The organism is Bradyrhizobium sp. 18BD, from assembly GCF_054185225.1.
This window is the reverse complement of the sequence record NZ_JAVAYL010000003.1, coordinates 332768-358812: the sequence shown is the minus strand read 5'-3', so window position 1 is coordinate 358812 and position 26045 is coordinate 332768. Positions and strand designations below refer to the sequence as shown.

Sequence of the window (26045 nt, the reverse complement as noted above, 5' to 3'; positions counted from 1 at the left end):
TGCAACGCAATCAGGGTGTGCGCAACCCGTCCGGCATCAGGGCCTGCCGCCGGACCAGCAGCAGGGCAATCAGGATCGTGGGAACGAGGATCGCGAGGCCCAGCAGCGTCACCTGCATCTGCGACAGCGGCATGATCCCGCCGCCGGGCGTGGCAATCACGAAGCCGCCGATCACCAGCAGCACGCGCAATGGCCATTCCACCAGACCGGCGCCGCGGAGGTCGCCCACAAAAGCCTGGTAGCCCTGGATGCCGCCGCAGATGAAGACGATGCCGAAACAGGCCAATCCCGTGAGCCCGAACGCTTCCAGATACGGATTGCTGCCCTGGAGCAGCAGCGCCGGATTGAGCACGAAGAAGAACGGGATGAAGTAAATGATGCTGCCGACCCACATGCTCTCCCAGCCCGTCTTCATCGCGGGCGCACCGGCAATGCCGGCCGCCGCGAAGGAGGCGATCGCCACCGGCGGCGTGATCGAGGACAGCATGCCCCAGTAGAAGATAAACATGTGCACCGCCATCTTGTTCAACCCTAGCTTCTCCAGCGCGGGCGCGACCAGGATGGCGAGGAAGATGTAACAGGAGGTGGTCGTCAGCCCGAGCCCGAGGATCAGGCTGGTGATGGCGCACATGATCAGCAGCAGGAAGGCATCGCCGCCGGCGATGCTGAGGAGGTCGTTGGCAAGGCTCGAGATCACGCCGGTGAGCGAGAAGGCGCCGATCAGGAGACCACAGCCGGCGAGGATCGCGATCAATTCGACGAACGTCTTGCCGTTGAGCTCGAGGAATTGCAGCCAGCGTGCGCCACCCCAGTTCTTACCGGGGAAGAATTCGTTCAGCGCGGCCAGCAGGCACATGCCCCACAGCGCGGCGTTGAGCACGCCGAACCAGAACATCGCGGCCGTCGCCGCAATCGAGCCGACGAGCACCAGCGTGTTGCCGAGCTTCCAGCGCGCCGGTCCCGACCATTGATGCAGGATCACCAGCAGTGCGGAGGCGTAGAACGGGGCGTGGCTCTCGCGCTTGAAGTAGAGCAGCATCACCACGAGCACGACGATCACGAACAGATAGTACCAGCCGTCCTTGAAAGCATCCCAGAACCGCGGTAGCTCGGCGCGCGGCAGGCCCTTCAACTTGTGGCGGGCGGCATAGGCGTCCACCTGCGCGAACAGGCCGACATAATAGAGGATCGAGGGAATGGTCGCGGCGAGCGCGACGTCGGCATAGCCGGTGTTCATGAACTGCGCCATGACGAAGGCGGTGGCGCCGAGCACGGGTGGCGCCAGCACCGCGCCGGTGGAGGCGCAGGCCTCGATCGCGCCGGAATAGGACGGCGTGAAGCCGGTCTTCTTCATCGCCGGGATCGTCATCGTTCCCGCGGTGAGGACGTTGGAGACGATGCTGCCGCCGACGGTGCCGAGCAGGCCGGAGGCGAACACGCAGACCTTGGCCGCGCCGCCGCGGAAGGTGCCGCACATCGCAAAGGCGATGTTGATGAAGAATTTGCCCGCGCCCGTCATCATCAGCGCGGTGCCGAACACGAGGAAGCCGATCACGGTATCGGCGAAGGCCTGAATGGGAATCCCGAGCAGGCTCTCGCCGGACAGCATGTGATAGGAAGTCGTCTGCTGCAGCGTCGATTGGGTGCCGCGGAACGGTCCGAGCCAGGAGGAATCCGCAAACAGCGGATAGAGCGTGAAGGGCAGTACGCTGAGCAGCAGGCTCCAGCCGCCGGTACGGCGCAGCGCCTCCATCAGCACGAACCACATCACGAGCCCGGCGGCGATAACGTTGGTGGGCGCGCCGTCGAACTCCCAACCGAACTGGGCGGCCTTGCGGATATTGAGCATCAGCTGGATCGCCGAGCCGAAGGTCGCCGCGAATAGCAGGAGGTCGTACCAGGGGATGCGATCGAGCGGCGCCTTCTCCGATCCCGGGAAGATCAGGAAGGTGAAAGGCAGCATCAACGCGATCAGCAAGTAAAAGTATTCGGTGTTGAGCTGGGTGTAGTCGATGAAGAAGCGCAGCGAGAATTGCTGATTGACGCAGAGAAGAATGGTGGCCGCGGTGGCGGCCATCAGCACCCAGCGCCACGCGCCCTTCAACGTGCGGACGCGCGTGACCTCGGCTTCCTGCAGATCGGCAGCGGCGCCGAGATGCGGATCCTCGAATTCAATCTTTTTCGCCGGCGCTGCCGCAGTCTCTGACATCGGCGCTCTCCCTCAAACAGTTCTGCGGCAGGCAGTGTGGCGGTCAATCGAACCCGTTCGGCATGTCGGCCTTCGCAAGCGCCGCCGCACGCGCCTTCATCCAGCCGTCGAGGAACGCCTTGTCATCCGCCGGCGGATTGGACTTGCCGTACTCGGTCCACGCAGCGCCGAGCACTTCCTGCCGCTTGAACAGCTTGTTGTTGTGGGCATCCTGCGCGTCGGACCATTGACCGGCCTCCTTCAGCGCCTTCACTGCGCCGGGATGCACGGGCACCACCCAGTTCTTGGTCTGCCGCTCGGCGGCGAGGCCGCCGGCGCCGGGCGCGGAGTCCTTATAGGCGTCGTAGTTCACGATCATCGCCTTGGTCATCGCGTAGACCTGGTCGGCCGGCTGCGAGGCGTAAGCGACGAAGATCGGGTAGGGATAGTTGCCGAGCTCGATCGGCTTGTCGGGCGTGATGCCGGCGCCGCAGGTCGCAAGCTGCGGGAAGAAGAACGAGCCGACCTTCTGCATCCGCGCCCAGCCTTCCTTGTCGCCTGCAGGCAGCGGCGGCCAGATCAGGCCGCGCGGCGAGGTCTCGGCTTCCTTGGCAGGGCCCGTGATGGTGGTGCCGAACGCGGCGTCGGTGTCGTTGTTGACGAGGCCTTTCCACATCGCGCCGTAGCTGGCGAACTCGACGACCTTGACGTCCTTCTGCGTCAGCCCGGCGAAGGCGAGCACCGCGAGCGAGTTCTGGTTCAGCGCGGGCGAGCCGACGACGAAGCCGACGCGCTTGCCTTTCAGGTCTTTCAGATCTTTCACACCGGCATCGGCTGCAACGCCAAGCGAACCGCAATTGCAATCGACGGTCGACAGCATGATCTGGAGCGGCTGCGGTCCCCATTCCTTGGCGCCGAACTCGAACACGCCTTCCTGCGCGAAATAGGTGCCCGATCCCATCGCCGACGAGGCCGCGCGCTTGGCACGCAGCGGCGCAAGCCGCGCGACGTCGTTGCCTGCGGGCAACACGCGCACGTCGGTGCCGAACTTGTCCTTCATCATCTTGCCGACACCGACCGCGATGTTGAAGCCGGCGGTGCCGGTGTCATAGGCGGTGAACGTCAATGTCGCCGGCAGCTTGATGTCTTCGGCGAATGCGTAGCGTGTAGACGCAAAAGAAATGCCCGCAACCAAGGCAGGCGCGAGCATGACCAGCCCACGAAGCATGTTTCCCTCCAATGATCCTCGCTTTGCCGCGAAGATTTTCGTTCTTTGTTTGAAACAAAGATTTGTTTGAAACTGATCATGTCATCGCCATCAGGCGATGGCAACGCCGTACCGCGCATGCAGGCGCGCGGCAGACAGATTGTCGCGCGCGCAAGCGGGCCTCTCGAAGGATGGCCACATGAAGATTGCGCAACCAAGGCTGCGATTCATGCGTATTCAGTTCGCGACGATCGCGATCGCCTGTCCTTCGGCAACGATGTCGTCGAGCTTGACGAGAAGCGATGTGATGGTGCCGCTCGCGGGCGAGGGCACGGGGATCTCCATCTTCATCGCTTCGACGACCACAACGTCGTCGCCATCGGCAACGGTTCCTCCAACTTGCACGGGAGTTGAGCAGATGCGACCCGCGATCTCCGTGACGATCTTAATTTCTGGCATGCCATCGCCTTTTTGTTGTCGCCGCAAAATGCCTGAGGTAGCTTCGTCTGCAAGTGGAATTTAATTCCGCACAGCGGAACAAATGGTAGGGATCATGGGACGACGTTCGGAGCGGTTAAGCAGGCAAGGTGCGCTCGCTGGTGAAGCCGGTGAGGGTGATGTCATCCAGGTGGTGTCGCGCGCGTTCGACGTGTTGCGATGCTTCGAGGGCCACGATAGCAGGCTCGGCAATCTCGAGATTTCAAATCGCTGCGGTCTGCCGCGCTCGACCGTGTCGCGGCTTACGCACACGCTGACGCGCATGGGCCAGCTGGTCTATCTGCCGCGCGATCAGAAATATCGCATCGGCCCGAGCGCGGTGGCGATGAGCGCCTCGATGATGAAGGGCGCGCAGCTGCGCAGCATGATCCGGCAGCGGCTGCAGGAAGTTGCCGAGCAGCTTCCCGGCACCGTCGGCTTCGTCGTGCCCGATCGTTTCCATCTCGTCTATCTGCAGTTCGCGCGGTCGGCGACCGCGCTCGGCCTGCACGAGGGCACCGGCAGCCGCATCTCGATGGCGTCGACCGCGGCTGGCGCGGCCTACACCGCAGCGCTATCGCCCGAATTCGGCGATGCCTTCATCGCGGACATGGAGCGCGAGGCGCCCGAGGCTGTAAAGATCCTGAAGCCCCGCATCGAGGCGAACCGGCAGTCGTTGCGCGAGCGCGGCTATGTCGTGGCCTGCGGCCTGTGGAGCCCGCACATCAACGGGCTCGCGGTGCCGATCTGGTCGCCGCAGTACCAGACCTTCGTCGTCATCACGATCGGTCTGCTTTCGGCGATGTACGACGAAGAGCGTCTGCATGCCGAGGTCGCGCCGCTGATGCTCGCGCTCGGCCGCTCGCTCGGCAGCCTGATGGAGGGCGCGGAAGGCGACGTCTTCAACAACCGCATCTCGCGCAAACCGGTCGCAATGGCCGTGCATAACAATAACAAGCCGATCAATTCGGAGGGAGTGAATGAACTGGAAGCCGGAACTCGACGAGCTCGCCCGGCGCGAAGCCTTCGCGCGGGAGATGGGCGGCGTTGACAAGGTCAAGCGACAGCATGACCAGGGCCGGCTGACTGTTCGGGAGCGTATCGACAAGCTGATCGACAAAGGCAGCTTTCACGAAATCGGTGCCGTCTCCGGCATCGGTGAGTACGATCCCAGCGGCGATCTCAAGAAACTGACGCCGGCGAACTGCGTGTTCGGCCGTGCGCGCGTCGACGGCCGCACCGTGGTCGTGGTCGGTGACGATTTCACCGTGCGCGGCGGCTCTGCGGATGCCTCCATCTCGGCAAAGCCGCTGATGGCGGAAGAGATGGCGCACGACTTCCGTCTGCCCATCTTTCGCATCATCGAAGGCTCCGGCGGCGGCGGCTCGGTCAAGACGATCGAGACCAAGGGTGCGGCGAATCTGCCCGGCGGCATCGGCGGCACCCGCTGGTATCGCTTCACGACCGAGAACCTGTCGCGGGTGCCGGTGGTCGCACTCGGTCTCGGCTCGGTTGCAGGCCTGGGCGCTGCGCGTCTTGCCGCCAGCCACTATTCGATCATGACCCGGAAGTCCGCGATGTTCGTCGCGGGCCCGCCGGTGGTGAAGGCGCTCGGGCAGGACCTCTCGAAGGAAGAGCTCGGCGGCGCCGACATCCAGACTCGCGCCGGCGCGGTCGATCATGCCGTCGATACGGAAGAGGAGGCTTTTGCCTGCGCGCGGCGATTCCTGTCTTATCTGCCGTCGTCGGTTTACGAGCTGCCGCCGACCTTGCCCTGCGCTGATGATCCGGAGCGCAGCGAGGAAGCGCTGATGAACGCGGTGCCGCGGAACCGCAAGCAGGTCTACAAGATCCGCCCGATCATCGACGCGGTGGTCGACAAGGGCTCGTTCTTCGAGGTTGCCAGGAATTTCGGCAAGCCTGTTATCGTCGGCCTTGCGCGGCTCGAGGGCAGGGCGGTGATGGTGCTCGCCAGCGACAGTTTTCATTACGGCGGCTCGTGGACGGCGGATGCGTGTCAGAAGGTGGTGCGCTGGGTCGACTTCGCCGAGACCTTTCATCTGCCGATCGTCTATCTCATGGACTGCCCGGGCTTCATGATCGGCCTCGATGCCGAGAAGGCGGCGACCATCCGCCACGGCGTCCGTGCCATGGCCGCGGTGAACCAGACCACGGTGCCCTGGTGCACCGTGATCCTGCGCAACGCCTTCGGCGTCGCCGGCGTCGTGCACCAGCCGGCCGACCGCTTCTCGATCCGCTACGCCTGGCCGTCGGCCTATTGGGGCTCGCTGCCGCTCGAAGGGGGCATTGAAGCCGCCTACCGCGCCGACATCGACGCGGCCGAAGACAAGGCGGAGAAGCTCAACGAGATCCAGGAACGGCTCAACAAGCTGCGCTCACCGTTCCGCTCGGCCGAAAAATTCTGGGTCGAGGAGATCATCGATCCCCGCAAGACGCGCTCGCTGCTGTGCGAGTTCGCGCGTCTCGCCGAGCCGCTGCGGAAAGCAGGGCCGCCGGAGAACATGACGATCAGGCCGTAGGCTCTCCCCGTCATTGCGAGGAGGCCCCGACAAAATTGCGGAGCAATTTTGCGCTGGCGACGAAGCAATCCAGAATCTTTCCGCGGAAGGAGTCTGGATTGCTTCGCTTCGCTCGCAATGACGGTTGTTGCGCGCCTGGTTACGCGCGCGAGGAGGTTAACTCACGTTAACTCCGCCCGAGGGCAGCCATTTTCCGCCGCGCTTCAGGCTCATTTCAGCCAAATCAATATTGGTCTCTCGTCGCGGGGCAGGGTCCTCCAATTCGGATTCCTGCAAATGATCAAGCAAGTTGTTTCTGCGTGTCTCGTCGTTGCCGCGACCTCCATTGCTGCGGAGGCGCGGCCCTACCGCACGCTTCAAGCCCGCGAATGCAACGTCACCATGCCCTGCGATTTCTCTTACGCGCAGCCACGCCGCGAGCGAGTTTCGCGGCAGTCATTGCAAGCCTATCGCGCGACGCAGATGACGATCACCGACGCGGGTAACACCGCAACGACGATCAGCGTCTCCGGCGAGCGCGTCATCGGCGGCCGTCCGGCCGGCTGCCCGTCGTCGTTCTGCGGCTGCGGCGCGGCGATCCGGGTGTTCGGCCGCGTCGTGCCGGAATTGAATCTCGCCTCGAACTGGCTGCGCTTTCCGCGCACCTCGCCGGCGCCGGGCATGGTCGCGGCGCGCCGCGGCCACGTCTTCGTTCTGGAGCAGCATCTCGGCGGCGACATATGGATGGCCTATGACGCCAATTCGGGCGGTCACGCCACGCGCATGCATGCGCGCTCGCTGCGGGGGTACGCGATCGTCAATCCGCGCGGCTGAGGACGTGGCGGGGCTGCGTGGGCCGCTCGGCGGCGGAGATCACAAGCGAAGCGACGAAGCAATTCAGGCTGTTTCTGCGGACGCAGTCTGGATTGCTTCGCTTCGCTCGCAATGACGAGTCGGCAACAGCGTCAATTCGGGCAAGGCTGTCCCGCCGCTCCCCACAGCGCCACGTCCTTGACGTGCTCCTCGAATGAGCCCGGCGGCGTCGAGCGGCCCGCGCCGGGCGCCCATCCGCGCGGGATGAATCCGTTCAGGGATGCATCGTGCCGGAGATGCTCGACGAGGCCGGCGGCGTCGCGGCCGCCGTTGCGCTTGGGATCCTTCATCTGGGCGCAGATCTCCGCGCCGCTCTTGCCGAACCAGATGAACTCGACCGGCGCAAGCTGCCAGTCGATGCCGGCGCGCGGCGGCGCGGGTGCCGGCTCATTGGCCTGGGTGGAGGTCATGTGGCAGGTCGAACAGGGGATGGCTTCGGCCCCGATCCGACTCTCGCCGCCGTGGATGTTCATGCCGTGCACGCGCGGCTTGGTTTCGCCGGCCGGCGTCCAGATCGGGATCGCCTTGGCGTCGACATGGCAGTTGGCGCAGCGCGGATGCGTCACCACGGCTTCGATCCGTTTCCAGGCCTCCAGCCCCTCGGCGCGGCTGACGCTGCCCGGCGGCAGCACGTCCTTGGCGGGCTCGTCCTTGGCGACGACGATGCCCGTGAGGGCCGCGATGGAGGAGGCCGCGAAGACGCCCGCGATCAGTGATCTCTTCATGGCGTGCCTCAGACGAAATCGATGAACTTGTTGAAGGGCATTTCGCGGATGCGCTTGCCGGTCGCGGCGAAGATCGCATTCGCAAGCGCAGGCGCGGCCGGCGGAACGGGCGGCTCACCGACGCCTCTCACCTTCGGATCGTTCTCCAGCCCGCGAACCTCGATGACAGGGCATTGGTAGATCCGCATCGCCTCGTGGTGATTGTAGTTGGTCTGCTGCACAGCGCCCTTGGCGTAGGTCAGCTCGCAATTGATGGCGTGGCCGAGACCCCAGATCACGCCACCCTGCACCTGGTTCTCGAAATTGACGGGATCGACGACCTTGCCGACATCGACCGCGATCCAGACCTTGTCGATCCGGATGCCTCGGTCCGTCATCGAGACCTCGACGACTTCGGCCGTCGGCGTCCCGAACGACTCGACGAAGGCGACGCCGCGGCCGCGGCCGTTACCGAGCGGTCCTTTCCAGTCCGACATCTCCGCGACCGTCTCCAGCACCTTGCGATAGTGCGGCACGTTGCACATCGCGATGCGCGCCGTCATGGGATCGAGCCCGGCGGCATGGATCAGCTCGTCGATGAAGCTTTCGGTGAAGAAGCCCGATGTCGATGCGCCGACCGATCGCCACGTGGTGCTGGGCGACAGTCCCTGCGCCTCGTAGCTCGTGGCCCGGAAATTGGGGATGTCGTAATAGACATTCCACAGGCCGGCGGCCAATTGCCCGTCAGGATCCTTCGAGGGCGTGCCCGAACGCTCCAGCAGCCCCTTGAGCGGCGTGGTCGAGGCCAGTTGCAGATCGGCGGCGACGATCTTGCTGTTGTCGACGCTGCCGCGGTGCCGGGCGATCGCGATCTGCCTGGGAATGTCCTGGAGGAAATCCTCCTCACGCGAGAACACCAGCTTGATCGGCGTTCCCTTCATCTGATTGGCGATCTCGGCGAGCACGCGAACGTTCTCGTATTCGAGACGGTGGCCGAAACTTCCGCCGCTCCACTGATTGTGGAAGGTGACCTGCTCGGGCTTCAGGCCGATCGCGGTTGCCGCAACATATTGCACGAAGCGGGGGCTCTGGTGACCGACCCAGATCTCCATCCCCGCGTCGGTGACGAGGCCGATCCCGTTCAGCGGCTCGAGCGGCTGATGCGCCACATAGGGTGCGCGATACTCAGCCTCGACGAGCTTGCCCGTCTTCAACCCGGCCTCGATATCGCCGGTCTTCCGCCACTCCTTGCCGAGGAATTCGGGCTTGAACGAGGATTCGAGCACCTTCCAATGATCGGCCTGCTCGGCGGGATAGGCCGAGGGTGCCCACTCGCAAACGACGGCATCGACCGCCTTCATGGCGTACCAGCTGTTCGTCGCGATCACCGCGACGCCGTTCTTGATCTCGAGGATATTCTTGACCCCCGGCATCGCGCGCGCCTTGCTGGCGTCGTAGGATTTCAGCGGCTGCCCCTTGTTGGGGTTCAGCTTGACGGAGGCGTACAGCATGCCGTCGGTTTTCAGGTCGATGCCGAACTTCAGCTCGCCCAGGACCTTCTCGCGAATGTCGAGGCGCGTCATCGGCTTGCCCAGCATGCGCCATGTCGACGGATCGCGCGGCCTGGCGTCGAGCACCGGCGGAATTTTTGCGGCATCCGCGGAGAGATCGACATAGGCGATCTTGGTGCCGTTGGGCAGGATCACATGGCCCGATTGGGTGCGCAGTTCAGCCGCAGCGACGCCCGACCGCTTGGCGGCGGCCGCCTTCAGCGTCTCGCGCGCGACCGCGCCGGCAACACGCAGCTTCTCATAGGTGTCCGGCAGCGTGCTCGACCCGCCGGTCATCTGCAGGCCGGCCTGTCTCAGCCATTCGAGCGTCTTGGCGCGCGCTTCCTCGGCGGCCGGACTTTGGTCCGCGGCCACGAACGGGGCGAACTCGTCGGCGAAGCCGGTGTTGAAATAAGCGGGGCTGGCAGTTGCGAACCGGATCTCGAACTGGCCGGGATCGAGGTCCATCTCCTCGGCGATCATGATCGGCTGGATCGAGCCGACGCCCTGGCCGATGTCGGCATGCTGCGCGATCAGCGTGATCTTGTCCGGGCTGATCTCGACCCAGGGATTGAAGGTGACGGAGTTCGGCCCGAGGCCGGCGGCCAGCGGATTGTCAGCGGCGGTCGCGGCGGCTTCCGCCGTGCCAAAGGCGCCGAAAGCGATGCCGCCGGCGATCGCGGCGGAGCCGAAAACGAAGGCGCGGCGTGAGAGGTTCTGCATATGGCCCATCTCACTTCTCCGCCATCTTCTTGGCCGCGGCCGCGTGGATCGCGGCGCGAATGCGCGGATAGGTGCCGCAGCGGCAGAGATTGCCGGACATGACCTGGTTGATCTCCTCGTCGGTCGGATTGGAGATCAGATCGAGCAGCGCGATGGCCTGCATGATCTGGCCGGTCTGGCAGTAGCCGCATTGCGGCACCTGATGTTCGATCCAGGCCTGGATGACCGGATGCTGCTCCCTTTTTTCCAGCCCCTCGAGCGTCACGACCGACTTACCCGCGACCTCGCCGATATGCGCCTGGCAGGAGCGGACCGCCATGCCGTCGATCTGGACGGTGCAGGCGCCGCATTGCGCGACGCCGCAACCATATTTGGGACTGGTGATGCCGAGCTCGTCGCGCAGGACCCAAAGCAGGGGCATCTCGGGAACGACATCAACCTGACGCCTGGTCCCATTGACGGTGAGCTCGATCATGTCGGTGCGTCCTTCGAGAGTTTGCCGTCCGCACGGCCGAAGTAAGCTGTCCAAGCGCAGCCATCGCTGCCTCGGTTACGGCGGAATCCCGCGCGTCGGTCCTAATGCCCATCGTATGGCATCGGGCGCGCGCTCGCCAATGGCGCGGATTGGCGCGGGGCGGATCTGTCGTGCGATTTTGGAAGTGTGACCTTGCTCGTGCGCGAGAGCGTCGTCGAAGTCATATGGCGGTTGTCCCGAAGACCAGGGGAAAGCCGAACGGGTCGACGGGTCTCTCGTTTGTGATTTTGCGCCTGCGGTTCCGTGTTGCTGCCGTCTGGATGGCCCAATAAGGTTCAACAACCTTGGGTTTATTGAGAGGCGAGCGATGATCTGTCCCTCGTGTTTCGGTGCCGGCAAGATCACCTGTTTTGCGTGCAACGGCAAAGGTCAGGGGAGGGCCACTCCCAACAGAAGCGGTGGTCTCGACTTTCCCATATGCGGTCCTTGTGGCGGGCGGGGAAAGTTGAATTGCAACACCTGTCAAGGACACGGTACGATTCCGGATCCTCCGCCTCCGCCGCAGCCTCCTCCTATCCCGAAGGATCCACTGGTTGGGTCTTGGGTCAATCCGTCGGGGGGCGTGTTGACGGTTGTGAAGACGCTCGGCGGCTATGGATTAAGCGAGAACGGCCAGATCTTTCCCGCGAACTTTTCCATTTCCGGCAACAGTGTGAACATGGAAGTCCTCATGGATGGAATGCAGTTTCGGTTCGACGGCTCCATCAGCGGTGACGAAATGAACGGTCAACTCGTTATCGCACGGCCGATGAGTTACCGCAGGCAAGCGTGATGCTTCAGCGGCGCATGGCATCGAGACCAAGCCGCCTATTCGCGGTGTTTCGCCCCTTGATAGCACAAAGGTTGTGACTCTGAACTTCGCCAACGGGACATGACGGTGCCTCTCCCTCGTGCAAATGACTTTGCACGGGAGAGACTTGTATCCTTGAGCGTTGCCAAATCGCGGTCTGAGAAGGGGGGATGCGCCACGCTTCGGTGCGAAACCTCTTTTCAGGCGACCGCGAACTGCTCAGTCGCGAAATGCCACGCTTGCACTCTCCGTCTAGGCGATTTCCCGAGAGGGTACCGTGAGCGGTGTCGATTCGACGGCAAGCGTCTCGGCTTGATGTGCGGGCCGCCGCAAAGAAAAACTCTTCCGCAACCCGAGTGCAGGCTTCTCGATGAAGTGCCAGGAGAAGGCTGCGAACAGCGCCGTCAGTACCAAGCTGGTGACGAAATTGAAGGTATTGCTGCGAATATCCGGAAGCAACCAGTTCACACTCTGCTGGATCGGGCAGGAATAGAGATAGACCCCGTAGGAGTAATCACCCGTGCCGAGAATTCCGAGCTTTGGAAGCGGCGTCAATCCCAGGAAGACCGTGATGTAGGCGAGCATCGGTGTGGTTATGGCCTGGACGAGCACCGATGCGATCCATTCTGGCCGGCGAAGCAAGCCGCCGCGAGCGACCACCTGAACGGTATAGCATACCGGAATTGATAGAAGAGCAATCCAGCCAGAAACGCTGGGATAAGACGGGCAGAGCCACGTTGGGCAAAGATGTAAGTGAGCGAGTCAAGAATACGGCCCGGATGCGGAGCCGTTAGTTGAAGCGCGATGCCACCGGACACGACGAGAATCGTCAACGACAGCACCAAGAGAGGTCTCTTGAGCAGTCCCAGGAGAATGATGGCGGACATGATGAGGTAGCAGAACATCTCATGCGGGACGGTCCACAGCGACCCGTTGACAATCCCCGCCTCGTGCCCGTTGAGAAATCTCGTATAGTGGGCGTTCTCAAAGACGCCCGGGAGCTCGTATTGAATGACTCCGACAATGCTGAGAAAGTACTTGAAGAACCGTTCGTCGCTGAAGTAGGAGGCGATATCCAAGCTCGTTACGAGCGGCCCGAGAATTAGTGCAGAGAGAACGATTTCCACGACCAGGGCCGGCATGATGCGGAAGCCTCGGTTCAGGATGAAAGAGCTAAACGCGAGCCGTTGCGCGCTTCTCCCGATCAGGAAGCCGCTGAGGGCAAAGAACATCGGCAGGATCGAAAATTGAAACATCCAAACCGGATCGAGCGGAGACCACGTTCCGGTAATCAGCGGAGCGTGAATCAGCACGACGCTGACGGCCAGGAATATGCGCAGAAAATCAAAACCAGGTCCAAATCCCTGAACCTCGTCGAGTCGTTGGCCGATGGTCACGGAAGTCCTCTCGAATTGCCTTACGCCGTCGCGCAAGTCTTGAATGAGACTCGGTCGCGGCTGCGCAAAAAACGCGCCATCAATCGGGATGGCGCCACGTCGCGCGATGCATTGTTTGCAGAGCCTTTGCGAAGTTACGATGACAGCGCTGGATTGCACCCCGGCAGTGAGACACGCTGTTCTTGGTAAGAGGTCGTCTCTGGGAATGAACCGTCGACAGACCAAATGACTATCAGGACGCTTCTGACGGCATACAGATTGAGGGCGACCATGCGTGCTCGGTGAGGCGGCGGTAGTCCGCAAGCTTGGGATATCGCGCAAGTGTCGTAGCGCCAATTTGTTGGGCGATGCATGAAAGCAAAAGCGTCTTGCGCGACGATGCCATCATGCTCCTGTTTTGCCCGACGAGTCAAACCGCGGTGCTGGCACGCTAAGTCATTGATCCCAAATGCTCCGGCTACTGTGCATGGGGTTGTTTTCGCACTTTTTGTTTGAGGGCTCGCCTCAAAGCGCGTCTTACGCGCTCTCCGTCTCCCGATGCACGTCGTGCACCACGAGGCCCATGCCTTCGTCGGGCATCTTGATCCAGTCGCGGCGTTTCAGCGTGCGCTTGGTGTCCTCGTAGCCGCTCGTCCAGTGCTCGCGCATCGAGGTGCCCGAGAACTCATGGTCCTTGGCGTCACCCTCATAGGCCTTCTGCTGGTAGATCAGATGCAGGATCGCGATCTCCGGCATGCGGCAGAGGCTCGCCTTGAGCTGGCGGTCCTCGTCGGTGAGCTGCTCCTCGGGGAGCTTGGCCAGAGCCTTGTAGAGCAGGACCTTGAGATTGTGCGTGCGGCGATAGACGTCGGTGTTGTGGCGCGTGCGCGAGGAATACATGATGTCCTTGTGGCGGGCCATCACGTCCTGGATCGAGCGCGGCAGCACGCCGCGTGCGCTGAACAGGTCGACCTGGAACACCAGCGAATTGAGCGCGTCCTCCTGGTCGAGCAGATGCTGCAGCGGCGTGTTTGAGACGATGCCGCCGTCCCAGAAATGGTCGGTGCCGATCCGCACCATTGGCAACGCCGGGGGCAGGGCGCCGGAGGCCATGATGTGCTCCGGCCCGATCTCGTCATGGGAGTTGTCGAAATAGATGAAATTGCCCGACAGCACGTTCACGGCGCCGACCGCGAAGCGGACCTTCTTCTCGTTGATGAGGTCGAAGTCGACGAGTTCGAGCAGGCTCTCCTTCAGCGGCACCGTGTCGTAATAGCTCGTCGCGGTTCGCGCGCCGACCGGGCTGAACCAGGGATTGACCTGGTGCGGGGTGAAGAAGCCGGGCTGGCCGAGCGTCGAGGTCATCCAGGCGCTGGTGAGGTTGCGCCACTGGCGGAAGACGTCGCCGTCAGGCGTGTAGTGCCAGATCTTGCGGTTGGTGATGCGCTCCCAGAAGATGCGCAGCGCCTCGAGCCGCTTTTCCGGCCTGTTGCCGGCGATGATGGCGGAATTGATTGCACCGATTGAAACACCGCAGACCCAGTCGGGCTCGATGCCGGCCTCGTGCAGCGCCTGGTAGACGCCGGCCTGGTAGGCGCCGAGCGCGCCGCCGCCCTGCAGCACCAGCGCGACGCGGTCGCAGCGCTCGGGCCGCCAGCCGCGTGCGGGAGGCTGATGGGTCTGATGAGCCGGTTGCGACGTGCGGGCGTCCATAGGTGTGCCTCCCTGCAGAGCATGATCCGGAAAAGTGCGCAGCGGTTTTCCGAGAGGATCATGCTCCAAAAATAGCCAGCCAAACGATTGCGTCCGGCGGTGACGGGGTGATGACAGAGTGGGCGACGAGGCAGCGTGCGCATGCGCGCCAGCCGCCGCGGGAATGGCGGCGGTCGCGGGCCTGACGGAAATCTTTCACATCGCAGTCAATGACGGCGGCTAGCAATCTGGCCTAAGGTTGCGAGCTGCCGGGCCGACATCACAGACATCACACAGGAGAGGCGCGATGCGCAGGGAAGATCTGCTGAAACTTCCGTCCATGCCAGCCGCCGGGCCGAGCTATCCCGCCGGTCCCTATCGCTTCATCAACCGCGAATTCCTGGTCATCACCTACGAGACCGATCCGGACCTGATCCGCGCCGGCCTGCCTGAGCCGCTGGAGCCGATCGAGCAGCCGATCGTGCACTACGAATGGATCAGGATGCCGGACTCCTCCGGCTTCGGCAGCTACACCGAGTCCGGTCTCGTCATTCCGGCGCGCCTCAACGGCGAGGAGGTCAACTTCGTCTCGCAGATGTATCTGGACGACGATCCGCCGATCGCGGCCGGCCGCGAGATCTGGGGCTTTCCGAAGAAGTACGCCCATCCGAAACTCGAGATCGTCAAGGACACGCTGACGGGCACGCTGGAATATGCCGGCCAGCTCGTCGCCATGGGCACGATGGGCTACAAGCACGAGAGCATGGCCGGCAACGGCGATCTCACCCGCGCCACGCTGTCGAAGACGCAGATCAACCTGAAGATGATCCCGGGCGTCGACGGCCGGCTCGAGATCTGCCAGCTCGTTGCCATCAACCTGATCGACATCGTGCCGAAGGGCTCGTGGATGGGGCCGGGCCGGCTGCATTTGGTGCCGCATGTCAATGCACCCGTTGCCGACTTCCCGGTTCGCCGCTGCCTCGGCGCGCATCACTACATCGCCGACCTGACGCTGCCGTTCGGCCGCGTCGTGCACGACTATGTCAAGGAAGCCGAGGCCGCGACGTCGCTCGCCGCGGAGTAGGGCGCATCATCAAACTGTAACACAGCCGTAATTGAGTACTTGCCAGAGGTCCGGAGGAGGCTGGTAACGGCCTCCCCCGAGTTGGGCTGCATGGACGTGAGACGTTGACTTGGGGGTAGGCATGGCTGAGCCGGCGAAGCTTGTCAGCGCGATAGAGGACACCGGCCCCGCCATTCCGGGCCTGGTGTGGGCGTTCCGCCTGCACAGCGACGGCAGCGCCGAGCCGCTTCCGATCAACCAGCCGATCGAGTTCAGCCATGATGGCCGTCTGTGGCTGCATTTCAATTTGACAGATGGTCGCGTGCGGCCGTGGATCGCGTCATCGCAGCTGCCGCCGCTGGCGCGCGAACTGCTGCTGTCGAACGACACGTTCCAGCAGCTTCACGTCATCGACCACTGCGTCTACGGCGTGTTCTCCGATCTCGTGCGCGACATCGACCGCGCGACGGAGGAGACCGCGTTCCTGCGTTTCGCCATGACCGAGCACCTTCTCGTCAGCGGCCGCCATCATGCGCTGTGCTCGGCGGACGCGACGCGCCGCGTGCTGGAAGGCGGCTACCGTGTCGACAATGTCGCCCATCTGCTGGAGAAGATCGTCGACGAGGTCGCCGACACGCTCGACCGGATGGCCGACAAGCTGGGCCAGGAGATCGACGACATCGAGGAGCGGATTCTGGCCGATGAGGCCAAGTCGGAGATGCGCCGCAATCTCGGCCGCCTCCGCCGCACCTGCGTCAGGCTGCATCGCCAGCTCACGGGCCTGCGGGTGCTGTTCCACCGCCTCGACCAGAAGAACACCGACCATCTGTCGCCAAGTTTGCGGATCCAGGCCGGCAAGCTGGCGCAGCGTCTGGACGGTCTCGATCACGACATCGTCGAGCTGCGCGAACGCAGCCGCCTGCTCGAAGAGGAGCTGCGCTTCAAGAACGAGGAGGAGAGCAACCGCCACCTCCACACGCTCTCGATCGTGACCTCGCTGCTGCTGCCGCCGACGCTGATCACGGGAATCTTCGGCATGAACACGAAAGGCCTGCCGCTCACCGATGTCGACGAGGGATTTATCTGGGCGGCATTGCTGATGGCCTCGTCGGTCGGCGCAGCCTATCTGTTCATGCGGCGCACGGGCATCTTCAAATAGCGTATCGATCGTGATTGTGCGTGCCCATGCATCTCTTGCGGCCGCGATGGCACTGGCCTGCACGACAACAAGCGCGTTCGCCGGCGCCAAGGACGAGAGCGCGGCCGAATGGCTGTTTCCGAAATGGTTCAACGAATGGCATGACGGCATCGCCAACAAGGGCCTGAATTTCGGCGCGACCTATATCGCCGACAACATCGCCAACGTCTCCGGCGGCGTGAAACGCGGCGCCATCCATTTCGGCCGGCTCGATCTGTCGGTCGATGCCGATCTCGACAAACTGGTCGGCTGGACCGGGGGGCGCTTCTACGCCAATGCCTTTGTGATCTACGGGCAGGGGCTCTCCCGCAACTACGTGCAGAACCTCGCCACCATCAGCGAGATCGAGGCGCTGCCCGACCAGCGGCTCTATAACGCCTATTTCGAGCAGAGCTTCTTCAACGACCGCCTGAACATCAGGGCCGGCCAGCAGGCCGCCGATGTCGAGTTCTTCGACAGCGAGACCGACGATCTCTTCATCAACGGCACCTTCGGCTGGCCTGCGATCAAGGCGTCCAACCTGCCGGCCGGTGGTCCGGCGCCGCCGATCGCGGTGCCCGGCATTCGCGTCAAGGCCACGTTGTCGGACCAGGTCACTTTGTTCGGCGCCGTCTTCAACGGCGATCCCTCGGGGCCGGGCGATCAGGATCCGCAACTGCGCGACCATCATGGCCTTGCCTTCCGCGTCAACGATCCGCCCTGGCTGATCGGACAGGTCCGCTTCAACTACGACATCGATATCGGCGGGCGTCCGCTCGCCGGCAATTTCACGCCGGGCGCCTGGAAGCATTACGGCTCGTTCGACAGCCAGCGCTTTACGGCGGAAGGGCAGTCGATCGCCGATCCTGATGGCAGCGGCATTCCGGCAAGGCTCAAAGGCAATTACGGCATCTTCGCCGTGATCGAGCAGGTGCTGTACCGGCCGCCGGAGGTGAAGGACAACACCACGTCGGCCTCGATCCCCGGTATCACCGCGTTCGGCCGCATCGCCTACAGCCCGCCGGATCGCAACCTGATCGACCTTTATCTGGACGGCGGCATCGGCTTTGTCGGCTTCACGCCCGGCCGGCCGCTCGACCGTTTCGGCGTGGCGATGGCGTATATGCGGATCTCGAACACCGCGCGCAATCTCGATCTCGACACCAACTTCTACAGTGGCGTCCTGGGGCCGGTGCGCAGCAACGAGACCTTGCTCGAAATGATCTACGAGGCGCACATCAAGCCGGGCTGGCTGATCGCGCCTTACTTCCAGTATGTGTGGCGTCCCTCCGGCGGCGTTCCGAATCCGAACGATCCGACCGGTGTCTCGCGGATCGGTGACGCCGCGGTGTTCGGCGTCACCACCACGATTAGATATTAGGCCATCGCAGGTTTGGCCTGCGGCTTCGGCTGCCGCGACAGCGCGAGCACGATCAGCGAGGCGAACACGCAGAGCGCGCCGGCGATGAAGAACGCGGGCAGATAGCTCTGATAGACCGTCCGCGAAAGACCGGCGCCGAATGCGGCGCTACCGGCGCCGAGTTGGTGGCCGGCAAAGATCCAGCCGAACACCAGATTGGCACGCTCGGGTCCGAACTTCTGCGCGGTGAGGCGCACCGTCGGCGGCACCGTGGCGATCCAGTCGAGGCCGTAGAACATCGCGAAGATCGACAGGCCGTAGAACGAGAAATCGCTGAACGGCAGGAAGATCAGCGACAGCCCGCGCAGGCCGTAATACCAGAACAGCAGATAGCGGTTGTCGTAGCGGTCCGACAGCCAGCCCGACATGATGGTGCCGAAGAAGTCGAAGATGCCCATCGCGGCGAGGAGGCTCGCGGCCTGCACCTGCGGGATGCCGAAATCGAGGCACATCGGGATCAGGTGTACCTGCACGAGGCCGTTGGTCGAGGCGCCGCAGACGAAGAAGGTCGCAAACAGGATCCAGAACGCGCTCGACTTCGAGGCGTCGCGCAGCGTGCCGAGCGCCACCGCCGTGATCGAGCCATGGCTCGCGGGCGGGGCGGGTAGGGGCTCGGTGCCTTCATCGCCGAACGGCCGCAAGCCCACATCGCTCGGCCGGTCGCGCATCGCAAGCAGGACCGCGACGGCGGAGACGCCGAGCATGACGCAGACGAATCCGAGCGCCAGGCGCCAGCCGAAGCGTTCCGTCAGGCTTGCCAGCAGCGGCAGGAACACGAGCTGGCCGGTGGCGACGCTCGCGGTCATGATGCCGACGACGAGGCCGCGCCGTGCGGCGAACCAGCGCGTCGCGATGGTGGCGCCCAGCACCAAAGCGGTCATGCCGGTGCCGATACCGATCACCACGCCCCAGAGCGCAATGAGCTGCCAGACCTCGGTCATGCCGAGCGAGAGCACAAGCGCCGAGACGACGATGAGCTGCGCCGCCAGCGTGACGTTGCGCAGGCCGTAGCGGTTGAGCAGGGCGGCCGCGAACGGCGCCATCAGCCCGAACAGGATGAAGCGGATCGACAGCGCGGAGGAGATCTCCGCCGTGCTCCAGCCGAACTCTTTCTGCAAGGGAACGATGAACACGCCGGGCGCGCCGACCGTGCCCGCGCTGATCAGCGCGGCGAGGAAGGTGACGCCGACCATCACCAAGCCGTAGTGGATATTGCGGCGGCCGAGTGCTGCCGCGAGCCAGTTCGAGATCATCGCCCCTCAATATTGGTTGGCGGGCTCCGAGAGACCCGCGTCATTGATGCAGTCTGGCACAAGGAAGGGAAGTCTAAAATGACAGACTTCCCTCATTTTCGGACGTTGTCGCGTCAATGCGCGAGACGCTCCACGGCGATCGCGGTGGCTTCGCCGCCGCCGATGCAGAGCGCCGCGACGCCGCGCTTGAGGTTGTTGGCCTCCAGCGCATGCAGCAGCGTCACGATCAGCCGCGCGCCGGTGGCGCCGATGGGATGGCCGAGCGCGCAGGCGCCGCCGTTGATGTTCAGCTTCTCGCGGGGAATGCCGAGATCGCGCTGCGCCGCCATGGCGACGACCGCAAATGCTTCGTTGATCTCGAACAGATCAACATCGCCTGCGCTCCAGCCGACCTTGTCGAGCAGCTTGCGGATCGCCGGGATCGGTGCCGTGGTGAACCATTGCGGTTCCTGGCTATGGGTAGCGTGGCCCTTGATCTCGGCGATGGCAGGAAGGCCATTGCGATCGGCGAGTGAGCGTTTGGTCAGCACCAGCGCGGCGGCGCCGTCGGCGTTGGCGGAGGACGCGGCCGGCGTGATGGTGCCGTTGGCGCGGAACGCTGGCTTCAGGCCCGGGATCTTGGCGGGATCAACCTTGAGCGGATGCTCGTCATTGGCGATGATGCGCGGGCCGGCCTTTTCGGTCAGCGTGATCGGCGCGATCTCGGCCTTGAAGGCGCCGCCCTCGACCGCCTTGCGGGCACGGCTCAGCGTTTCCATCGCATAGGCGTCCTGGTCCTTGCGGGTGAACTGATAGGCCTCTGCCGTCGCTTCGCCGAAATCGCCCATCGAGCGGCCGGTCTCGTAGGCGTCCTCGAGCCCGTCCATCATCATGTGATCGATGATGCGGTCATGGCCGGCGCGATAGCCGCCGCGCGCCTTCTGCAGCAGATAAGGCGCGTTGCTCATGCTCTCCATGCCGCCGGAGACGACGATCTCGGCGGAACCGGCGCGAATGATGTCGTGCGCCAGCATGGTCGCCTTCATGCCGGAGCCGCAGACCTTGTTGACGGTGGTGGCGCCGGTCGCATCGGGCAAGCCGGCCGCGCGCGCGGCCTGGCGCGCCGGCGCCTGGCCTTGTCCTGCCGGCAGCACGCAGCCCATGAAGACCTCGTCGACCTTCTCCGGCGCAAGCTTGGCGCGTTCCAGCGCCGCGCCGATCACGTGCGAGCCAAGCTTGTGCGCGGGGAGTGGCGACAATTCGCCCATGAAGCGGCCGAGCGGGGTGCGGGCGGCGGAGACGACGACGACGGGATCTGCAGCTTCGGCCATGACAAAAACTCCCTGCGAGCGGTGTGTAAGATTACGATCATCATATGATGCGATGCAAAAAATGCAACCGCGGCACGGATGAGAAAATGTCGTGGTCCGGATGAGATTTGGTCGTTCGATTGGAGGAGGTTGGTCGACGCCGTGTTTCGGCGTCGGCGCAGTTGTCGCCCCACACTCCGCTGCCATTGCCCGCGAAGGCGGGCAATCCAGTATTCCAGAGGCCTGCGTAGGCGACCTTGCTTTTGCAACTGGCGCCGCGGCGTACTGGATGCCCCGCCTTCGCGGGGGCATGACTCCGCCTTTGAGGCAGCCTACCGCTTCCTGTTCACGAACGCCTGCATCAGCCGCGTCGGCTCGTCCGTCAGGAACGACTCGCCGAACACCTTGACGCTGAGATTCACCGACTCCGTCAGCGGCAGCTCCTCCCATTGCCGCAGCAGCGCCTTCTGCGACTGCAGCGCCTCGGGGCCGCATTCGAGCAGCGCGGTGACGAGGTGCTCGACCGCGGCATCCAGCCCGCCCGCCGGCGCGACCTTGTCGACCAGGCCCCAGGCCAGCGCCGTCGGCGCGTCGATGTTTTCCGCCGTCATCACCAGCCAGCGGGCGCGGGCCCAGCCGATCAGGCGCGGCAGCAGCGCGGCATGGATCACCGAGGGGATTCCAACGCGCACCTCCGGCATGCCGAAATGCGCATCATGCGCGGCGATACGGAGGTCGCAGGCGGCAGCAACCTCGAGCCCGCCGCCGAGGCACCAGCCGGGCATGCGCGCGATCACGGGGGCGGGGAACTGACGCACGGCCTCGCAGAGATCGCGCAGGCGGCTGATGAAGGCTTCGGCTGATGTCTGGTCGAGCCTGGCCATCTCCTTGATGTCAGCGCCGCCGATCATGCTCTTCTCGCTCTGGCCGCGCAGCACCACGACACGGATGCTGCGATCGGACGAGAGTTGCTGCAGGCCTTCGCGCACCGCGTCGGTCACAGGCGAGCCCAGAATATTCAGCGAGCCGGCGTTGCAGATCGCGACATGAACGACGCCGCGCGCATCGCGCGTCACGCCGCAGTGATTGTTGAGCATTTCCATCGTGGCATCTCGAAGGTTTCGTGGACGGGCGCGAGGCGCGCCGGTCAGGATCACTTCCGGGCCGAAACGTCCGTGTTGTCAAGCGGGTGGGGACGAAGTTGCCAGCGCGAAGTCCGTGACATAGTATGACGTAAATCATATAAAGAGGCCGTCATGACCGACAACGATCAACTCGACCTGTTTTCGTCCACGCTCCGCCGCGAGCGCGTGGTGGACTGGCAGGTGCCGGCGCCGGTTGCGAAAGTCGCCATGGGGCTGTCAGGCATGGACGCGATGCTCGGCATTCGCGATGGCCGCCTGCCGCCGCCGCCCTTCGCAAAACTGATCGGCTTCACCGTCGGCGTGGTCGAGCCGGGCCGGATCGTGATGGAACTGGAGCCGCGCGAGGATCTCGAAAATACCATCGGCCTCCTGCACGGGGCGACCGCCGCGGCGCTGATCGACACCGCCATGGGCTGCGCCATTTCGACACGGCTTGAGGCTGGGCAATCGTCGGTGACCCTCGACCTGAAGATGACCTTCCTGCGCCCGCTGTCGGTTCGCTCCGGGCTGATCTCGGCCGAAGGTAAAGTGATCAAGCTGGGACGTCAGACCAGCTACACCGAGGGTTTCGTGCGCGATGGCAAGGGCGCGCTCGCAGTCCATGCAACTGCAACCTTTTCGATGATCGGCGCAACAACTTAACATGATTTTAATTCACCGGCTGGTCCATTTCTGTGCTATGAGATGATCTCCGACATTCAATGAGACCCGAATGCGCTATTCCCGGGAACACAAGCAGGAAACCCACGATCGCATCGTGAAGAAGGCCTCCGTGCGGCTGCGCGAAAAGGGGGCCCACGGGATTGGCGTTGCCGACCTCATGAAGGAAGCAGGCCTGACCCATGGCGGTTTCTATGCGCATTTCGACTCGCGCGAGGCGCTGGTGATCGAGGCGTTTGCCTACGCCATGGACCGCTCGATGGAGCACTGGCGCAAGCAATCCGATCAGATCGCGCCCGAGAAGCAGCTCGCCCAGATCGTCGAGACTTATCTCTCGGCGCTCCACCGCGACAATCCCGGCCATGGCTGCTCGATCCCTGCGCTGGGAGCCGAAATCGCCCGCGAAAGCCCGAAGACGCGAAAAGCCTTTGCCGGCAAGCTCGACGAAATGGTCGAGATGATGACTGATTTCATCCCGAACGTTCCGCGCAAGGCTGCGCGCAAGCAGGCAATCGCAACGCTGGCGACCATGGCCGGCACCATGCTGCTGGCGCGGATCGCCGGCTCCAGCGAGCTCTCGGACGAGGTGCTGAAGGCGGGCAAGGACAGCGCGCTTGAAGGCACGAAGCGTGAGCCGAAGGTCGCGGCGGCGAAGAAGGCGAAGCAGTAACGAGATGCCGTAGGGTGGGCAAAGGCGCGCATGCGCCGTGCCCACCATCACTCCACGTTCACGTTAGACAACGTGGGCACGCTTCGCTTTGCCCATCCTACGGGAGCGGTGCTTTACCTTCCCGCAAACAACGCCCGCTCGCGCTCCACGATCTCCCCGATGTAGTCTGCCACGGCCCGGATCCGCGCGAGGTCCTTGCTGTCGGCGTGCATCAGCATCCAGAACGTCCGCGTGATCGAAATCTCCTCCGGCAACACCGCGACGAGCTGCGGATAGTCGCTCGCCATGAAATGCGGCAGCACGGCGATGCCGAATCCTGAGAGCGTGGCGTTGAGCTGCGCGATCAGATTGGCGCTGCGGAAGCGCGCGGAAATCCGCGGCGACACCTGCGGCAGGTAATCGAGCTCGGGTGTGAACAGCAGCTCCTCGATATAGCCGACGAAGCGGTGCTGCACCAAATCCTGCCGCGAGGCGATTTTCGGGAAGCGGTCGAGATAGGCGGGGGCGGCATAGAGCCCGAGGCGGTAGTCCAGCAGCTTGCGGCCGACGATGCGGCCTTCCTTCGGCATGGTCAGGCTGATCGCGATGTCGGCCTCACGCTTGGAGAGACTGAACAAGCGCGCAGTGGCTACAAGTTGCAAATCGAGGTCGGGATAGCGGTCGGCGAACGGCGCCAGCCGCGGTGCCAGGAAGGCGGTGCCGAAGCCGTCGGGGGCGCCGATCCGCACCGTCCCGGTCAGCCGCGCGACCGAGCCGCCGACCTGCTCCTGGTTGGCAACGATGGTCGATTCCATCGCCTCGGCGCTGTCGGCAACGCGCTGGCCGGCCTCGGTGAGGAGATAACCTGTCTTGCGCCGGTCAAACAGCTTTGCCGAAAGGTGCTTTTCCAGCCGGTCGACGCGGCGGATCACGGTCGCATGATCGACGCCGAGCTGTTTTGCCGCAGCCGACACCGAGCCGCCCCGCACGATGGCCAGCACGAAGCGAAAGTCGTCCCAGTCGATGTGACCTTGATCCAGCATTTTCGCACATCTATGGTGCAATATCTCAGACTTGAATCCTATAAAATGCAGGTCAATAGGATTTGTCAAAGCGTTCAAGCTCGCCCTCAAGGAGATCATTCCATGCGTTCAGTCGGACATTTCATCGGTGGCAAGGAAGTGAAGGGCACGTCGGGCCGGACGGCGGACGTCTTCGAGCCGATGACCGGTGACGTCCAGGCCAGGGTCGCGCTGGCGTCCAAGGCCGAGGTCCGCGCCGCCGTCGAGAACGCGCGCGCCGCGCAGCCCGAATGGGCCGCGACCAACCCGCAGCGCCGCGCCCGCGTGATGATGAGATTCGTCGAGCTGGTGCAGCGCGACTACGACAAGCTCGCTGAGCTGCTCGCGCGTGAGCACGGCAAGACCGTCCCCGATGCGAAGGGCGACATCCAGCGCGGCCTCGAAGTCGCCGAGTTCGCCTGCGGCATCCCGCATCTGATGAAGGGCGAGTACACCGAAGGCGCCGGTCCCGGCATCGACATCTACTCCATGCGCCAGGCGCTCGGCGTCGTCGCTGGCATCACGCCGTTCAACTTCCCGGCGATGATCCCGATGTGGAAGTTCGCGCCCGCAATCGCCTGCGGCAATGCCTTCATCCTGAAGCCGTCCGAGCGCGATCCCGGCGTGCCGATGCTGCTCGCCGAGCTGATGATCGAGGCGGGTCTGCCGGCCGGCATCCTCAACGTCGTCAACGGCGACAAGGAAGCGGTCGACGCCATCCTCGACGATCCCGATATCAAGGCTGTCGGCTTCGTCGGCTCCACGCCGATCGCGCAGTACATCTATGAGCGTGCTGCCCAGACCGGCAAGCGCTGCCAGTGTTTCGGTGGCGCCAAGAACCACGCCATCATCATGCCCGACGCCGACATGGACCAGGCTGTCGACGCGCTGATCGGCGCCGGCTACGGCTCGGCCGGTGAGCGCTGTATGGCGGTTTCCGTCGCGGTGCCCGTCGGCAAGTCCACCGCGGACCGTCTGATGGAAAAGCTGATCCCGCGCGTCGAGTCGCTCAAGATCGGCACCTCGATCGATCCGTCGGCCGACTACGGTCCGCTGGTGACCCGCGAGGCGGTCGAGAAGGTCAAGAGCTACATCGACATCGGCATCAAGGAAGGCGCGAAGCTCGCCGTCGACGGCCGCGGCTTCAAGATGCAGGGCTACGAGAAGGGCTTCTATCTCGGCGGTTCGCTGTTCGACAACGTCACCAAGGACATGCGGATCTACAAGGAAGAGATCTTTGGCCCGGTGCTCTCGGTCGTGCGCGCGCACGACTACAAGGAAGCGCTGGCGCTGCCGTCCGACCATGACTACGGCAACGGCGTTGCCATCTTCACCCGCGACGGCGACGCCGCGCGCGACTTCGCGGCCAAGGTGAACGTCGGCATGGTCGGCATCAACGTGCCGATCCCGGTGCCGATCGCCTATTACACCTTCGGCGGCTGGAAGAAGTCGGGTTTCGGCGATCTCAACCAGCACGGCCCGGACTCGGTCCGCTTCTACACCAAGACCAAGACGGTGACCTCGCGCTGGCCGTCCGGCGTCAAGGAAGGTGCGGAGTTCTCGATCCCGCTGATGAAGTAGTCCTCTCGATCGTCATTGCGAGGAGCGTAGCGACGAAGCAATCCAGCGTCTTTCCGCGGGGACAGTCTGGATTGCTTCGCTGCGCTCGCAATGACGATGAAGTGAAAGGGTAG

The 26045-nt window shown here is 63.8% G+C and carries 23 protein-coding genes; 10 read left to right on the top strand and 13 right to left on the bottom strand.

Going from position 1 to position 26045, the window contains the following annotated elements; translation table 11 throughout:
* Positions 1 to 10: 10 nt before the first annotated feature.
* From RAD16_RS07840 to RAD16_RS07830, 3 genes are all read right to left on the bottom strand, one after another.
* Positions 11 to 2209 carry a TRAP transporter permease gene (locus RAD16_RS07840; protein ID WP_458157288.1) on the bottom strand — a complete coding sequence of 733 codons (2199 nt, stop codon included), beginning with the start codon at positions 2207 to 2209 and terminating at the stop codon, positions 11 to 13.
* A gap of 43 nt (positions 2210 to 2252) precedes the next feature.
* Positions 2253 to 3416 (bottom strand): TAXI family TRAP transporter solute-binding subunit, encoded by a 1164-nt coding sequence (locus RAD16_RS07835; RefSeq protein WP_458157287.1) that lies wholly within the window; start codon positions 3414 to 3416, stop codon positions 2253 to 2255.
* A gap of 216 nt (positions 3417 to 3632) precedes the next feature.
* Positions 3633 to 3854: an acetyl-CoA carboxylase biotin carboxyl carrier protein subunit gene (locus tag RAD16_RS07830; protein WP_458157286.1), complete on the bottom strand. Its 222-nt coding sequence runs from the start codon at positions 3852 to 3854 to the stop codon at positions 3633 to 3635.
* Between the two features lie 94 nt (positions 3855 to 3948).
* Here RAD16_RS07830 and RAD16_RS07825 point away from each other — a divergent pair, with 94 nt between their 5' ends.
* The 3 genes from RAD16_RS07825 (at position 3949) to RAD16_RS07815 (ending at position 7225) form a co-directional block, all read left to right on the top strand.
* The gene (locus RAD16_RS07825) at positions 3949 to 4923 is read left to right on the top strand and encodes an IclR family transcriptional regulator (protein WP_458157285.1); all 975 of its coding nucleotides are present in this window, start codon (positions 3949 to 3951) and stop codon (positions 4921 to 4923) included.
* Positions 4853 to 6412, top strand: a complete 1560-nt coding sequence (locus RAD16_RS07820) for an acyl-CoA carboxylase subunit beta (RefSeq protein WP_458157284.1) — start codon at positions 4853 to 4855, stop codon at positions 6410 to 6412. The genes RAD16_RS07825 and RAD16_RS07820 overlap by 71 nt, the downstream gene beginning before the upstream one ends.
* Before the next feature lie 276 nt (positions 6413 to 6688).
* The gene (locus RAD16_RS07815) at positions 6689 to 7225 is read left to right on the top strand and encodes a hypothetical protein (protein WP_458157283.1); all 537 of its coding nucleotides are present in this window, start codon (positions 6689 to 6691) and stop codon (positions 7223 to 7225) included.
* A gap of 131 nt (positions 7226 to 7356) precedes the next feature.
* On the opposite strand, the gene RAD16_RS07810 is transcribed toward RAD16_RS07815, so the two are convergent.
* The 3 genes from RAD16_RS07810 to RAD16_RS07800 are packed head-to-tail and all read right to left on the bottom strand — an operon-like array spanning position 7357 to position 10716.
* Positions 7357 to 7989 carry a hypothetical protein gene (locus RAD16_RS07810; protein WP_458157282.1) on the bottom strand — a complete coding sequence of 211 codons (633 nt, stop codon included), beginning with the start codon at positions 7987 to 7989 and terminating at the stop codon, positions 7357 to 7359.
* Positions 7990 to 7997: 8 nt separating this feature from the next.
* Positions 7998 to 10250 carry a xanthine dehydrogenase family protein molybdopterin-binding subunit gene (locus RAD16_RS07805; RefSeq protein ID WP_458157281.1) on the bottom strand — a complete coding sequence of 751 codons (2253 nt, stop codon included), beginning with the start codon at positions 10248 to 10250 and terminating at the stop codon, positions 7998 to 8000.
* Position 10251: 1 nt separating this feature from the next.
* The gene (locus tag RAD16_RS07800) at positions 10252 to 10716 is read right to left on the bottom strand and encodes a (2Fe-2S)-binding protein (RefSeq protein WP_326901899.1); all 465 of its coding nucleotides are present in this window, start codon (positions 10714 to 10716) and stop codon (positions 10252 to 10254) included.
* Positions 10717 to 11341: 625 nt separating this feature from the next.
* On the opposite strand from RAD16_RS07800, the gene RAD16_RS07795 reads away from it, so the two are divergent.
* Positions 11342 to 11548: a hypothetical protein gene (locus RAD16_RS07795; protein ID WP_458157280.1), complete on the top strand. Its 207-nt coding sequence runs from the start codon at positions 11342 to 11344 to the stop codon at positions 11546 to 11548.
* Positions 11549 to 11818: 270 nt separating this feature from the next.
* Here RAD16_RS07795 and RAD16_RS07790 read toward each other — a convergent pair whose 3' ends face one another.
* From RAD16_RS07790 to RAD16_RS07780, 3 genes are all read right to left on the bottom strand, one after another.
* Positions 11819 to 12178: an acyltransferase family protein gene (locus tag RAD16_RS07790; protein ID WP_458157279.1), complete on the bottom strand. Its 360-nt coding sequence runs from the start codon at positions 12176 to 12178 to the stop codon at positions 11819 to 11821.
* Positions 12160 to 12963, bottom strand: coding sequence for an acyltransferase family protein (locus tag RAD16_RS07785; RefSeq protein WP_458157278.1), 804 nt, complete (start codon positions 12961 to 12963; stop codon positions 12160 to 12162). Before RAD16_RS07785 ends, RAD16_RS07790 begins: the two co-directional genes overlap by 19 nt.
* Before the next feature lie 516 nt (positions 12964 to 13479).
* A complete protein-coding gene (locus RAD16_RS07780) occupies positions 13480 to 14655 on the bottom strand; it encodes a patatin-like phospholipase family protein (RefSeq protein ID WP_458157277.1) in 1176 nt (391 codons plus the stop codon).
* A gap of 286 nt (positions 14656 to 14941) precedes the next feature.
* On the opposite strand from RAD16_RS07780, the gene RAD16_RS07775 reads away from it, so the two are divergent.
* The 3 genes from RAD16_RS07775 (at position 14942) to RAD16_RS07765 (ending at position 18255) form a co-directional block, all read left to right on the top strand.
* Entirely contained in the window at positions 14942 to 15718 is a 777-nt protein-coding gene (locus tag RAD16_RS07775) for an acetoacetate decarboxylase (protein ID WP_458157276.1), read from the top strand.
* 121 nt (positions 15719 to 15839) lie between these two features.
* Positions 15840 to 16856, top strand: coding sequence for a transporter (locus RAD16_RS07770; protein WP_458157275.1), 1017 nt, complete (start codon positions 15840 to 15842; stop codon positions 16854 to 16856).
* A 46-nt stretch (positions 16857 to 16902) separates the two neighbouring features.
* Positions 16903 to 18255: a carbohydrate porin gene (locus RAD16_RS07765; protein ID WP_458157416.1), complete on the top strand. Its 1353-nt coding sequence runs from the start codon at positions 16903 to 16905 to the stop codon at positions 18253 to 18255.
* Here the strand turns inward: RAD16_RS07765 and RAD16_RS07760 are convergent.
* The 3 genes from RAD16_RS07760 to RAD16_RS07750 form a co-directional block, all read right to left on the bottom strand.
* The gene (locus tag RAD16_RS07760; protein WP_458157274.1) at positions 18252 to 19547 is read right to left on the bottom strand and encodes an MFS transporter; all 1296 of its coding nucleotides are present in this window, start codon (positions 19545 to 19547) and stop codon (positions 18252 to 18254) included. The genes RAD16_RS07765 and RAD16_RS07760 overlap by 4 nt on opposite strands.
* 113 nt (positions 19548 to 19660) lie before the next feature.
* Positions 19661 to 20857 (bottom strand): acetyl-CoA C-acyltransferase, encoded by a 1197-nt coding sequence (locus RAD16_RS07755; RefSeq protein ID WP_458157273.1) that lies wholly within the window; start codon positions 20855 to 20857, stop codon positions 19661 to 19663.
* 311 nt (positions 20858 to 21168) lie between these two features.
* Positions 21169 to 21939: an enoyl-CoA hydratase gene (locus RAD16_RS07750; RefSeq protein WP_458157272.1), complete on the bottom strand. Its 771-nt coding sequence runs from the start codon at positions 21937 to 21939 to the stop codon at positions 21169 to 21171.
* A 153-nt stretch (positions 21940 to 22092) separates the two neighbouring features.
* On the opposite strand from RAD16_RS07750, the gene RAD16_RS07745 reads away from it, so the two are divergent.
* Both RAD16_RS07745 and RAD16_RS07740 read left to right on the top strand, forming a co-directional pair.
* Positions 22093 to 22623 (top strand): PaaI family thioesterase, encoded by a 531-nt coding sequence (locus RAD16_RS07745; protein ID WP_458157271.1) that lies wholly within the window; start codon positions 22093 to 22095, stop codon positions 22621 to 22623.
* Between the two features lie 70 nt (positions 22624 to 22693).
* A complete protein-coding gene (locus tag RAD16_RS07740) occupies positions 22694 to 23311 on the top strand; it encodes a TetR/AcrR family transcriptional regulator (protein ID WP_458157270.1) in 618 nt (205 codons plus the stop codon).
* Positions 23312 to 23424: 113 nt separating this feature from the next.
* On the opposite strand, the gene RAD16_RS07735 is transcribed toward RAD16_RS07740, so the two are convergent.
* Complete coding sequence (locus RAD16_RS07735; RefSeq protein WP_458157269.1) at positions 23425 to 24333, bottom strand: LysR family transcriptional regulator; 909 nt, start codon at positions 24331 to 24333, stop codon at positions 23425 to 23427.
* Between the two features lie 102 nt (positions 24334 to 24435).
* Between RAD16_RS07735 and RAD16_RS07730 the strand changes: the two genes are divergently transcribed.
* Complete coding sequence (locus RAD16_RS07730; RefSeq protein ID WP_458157268.1) at positions 24436 to 25932, top strand: CoA-acylating methylmalonate-semialdehyde dehydrogenase; 1497 nt, start codon at positions 24436 to 24438, stop codon at positions 25930 to 25932.
* Positions 25933 to 26045 lie beyond the last annotated feature (113 nt).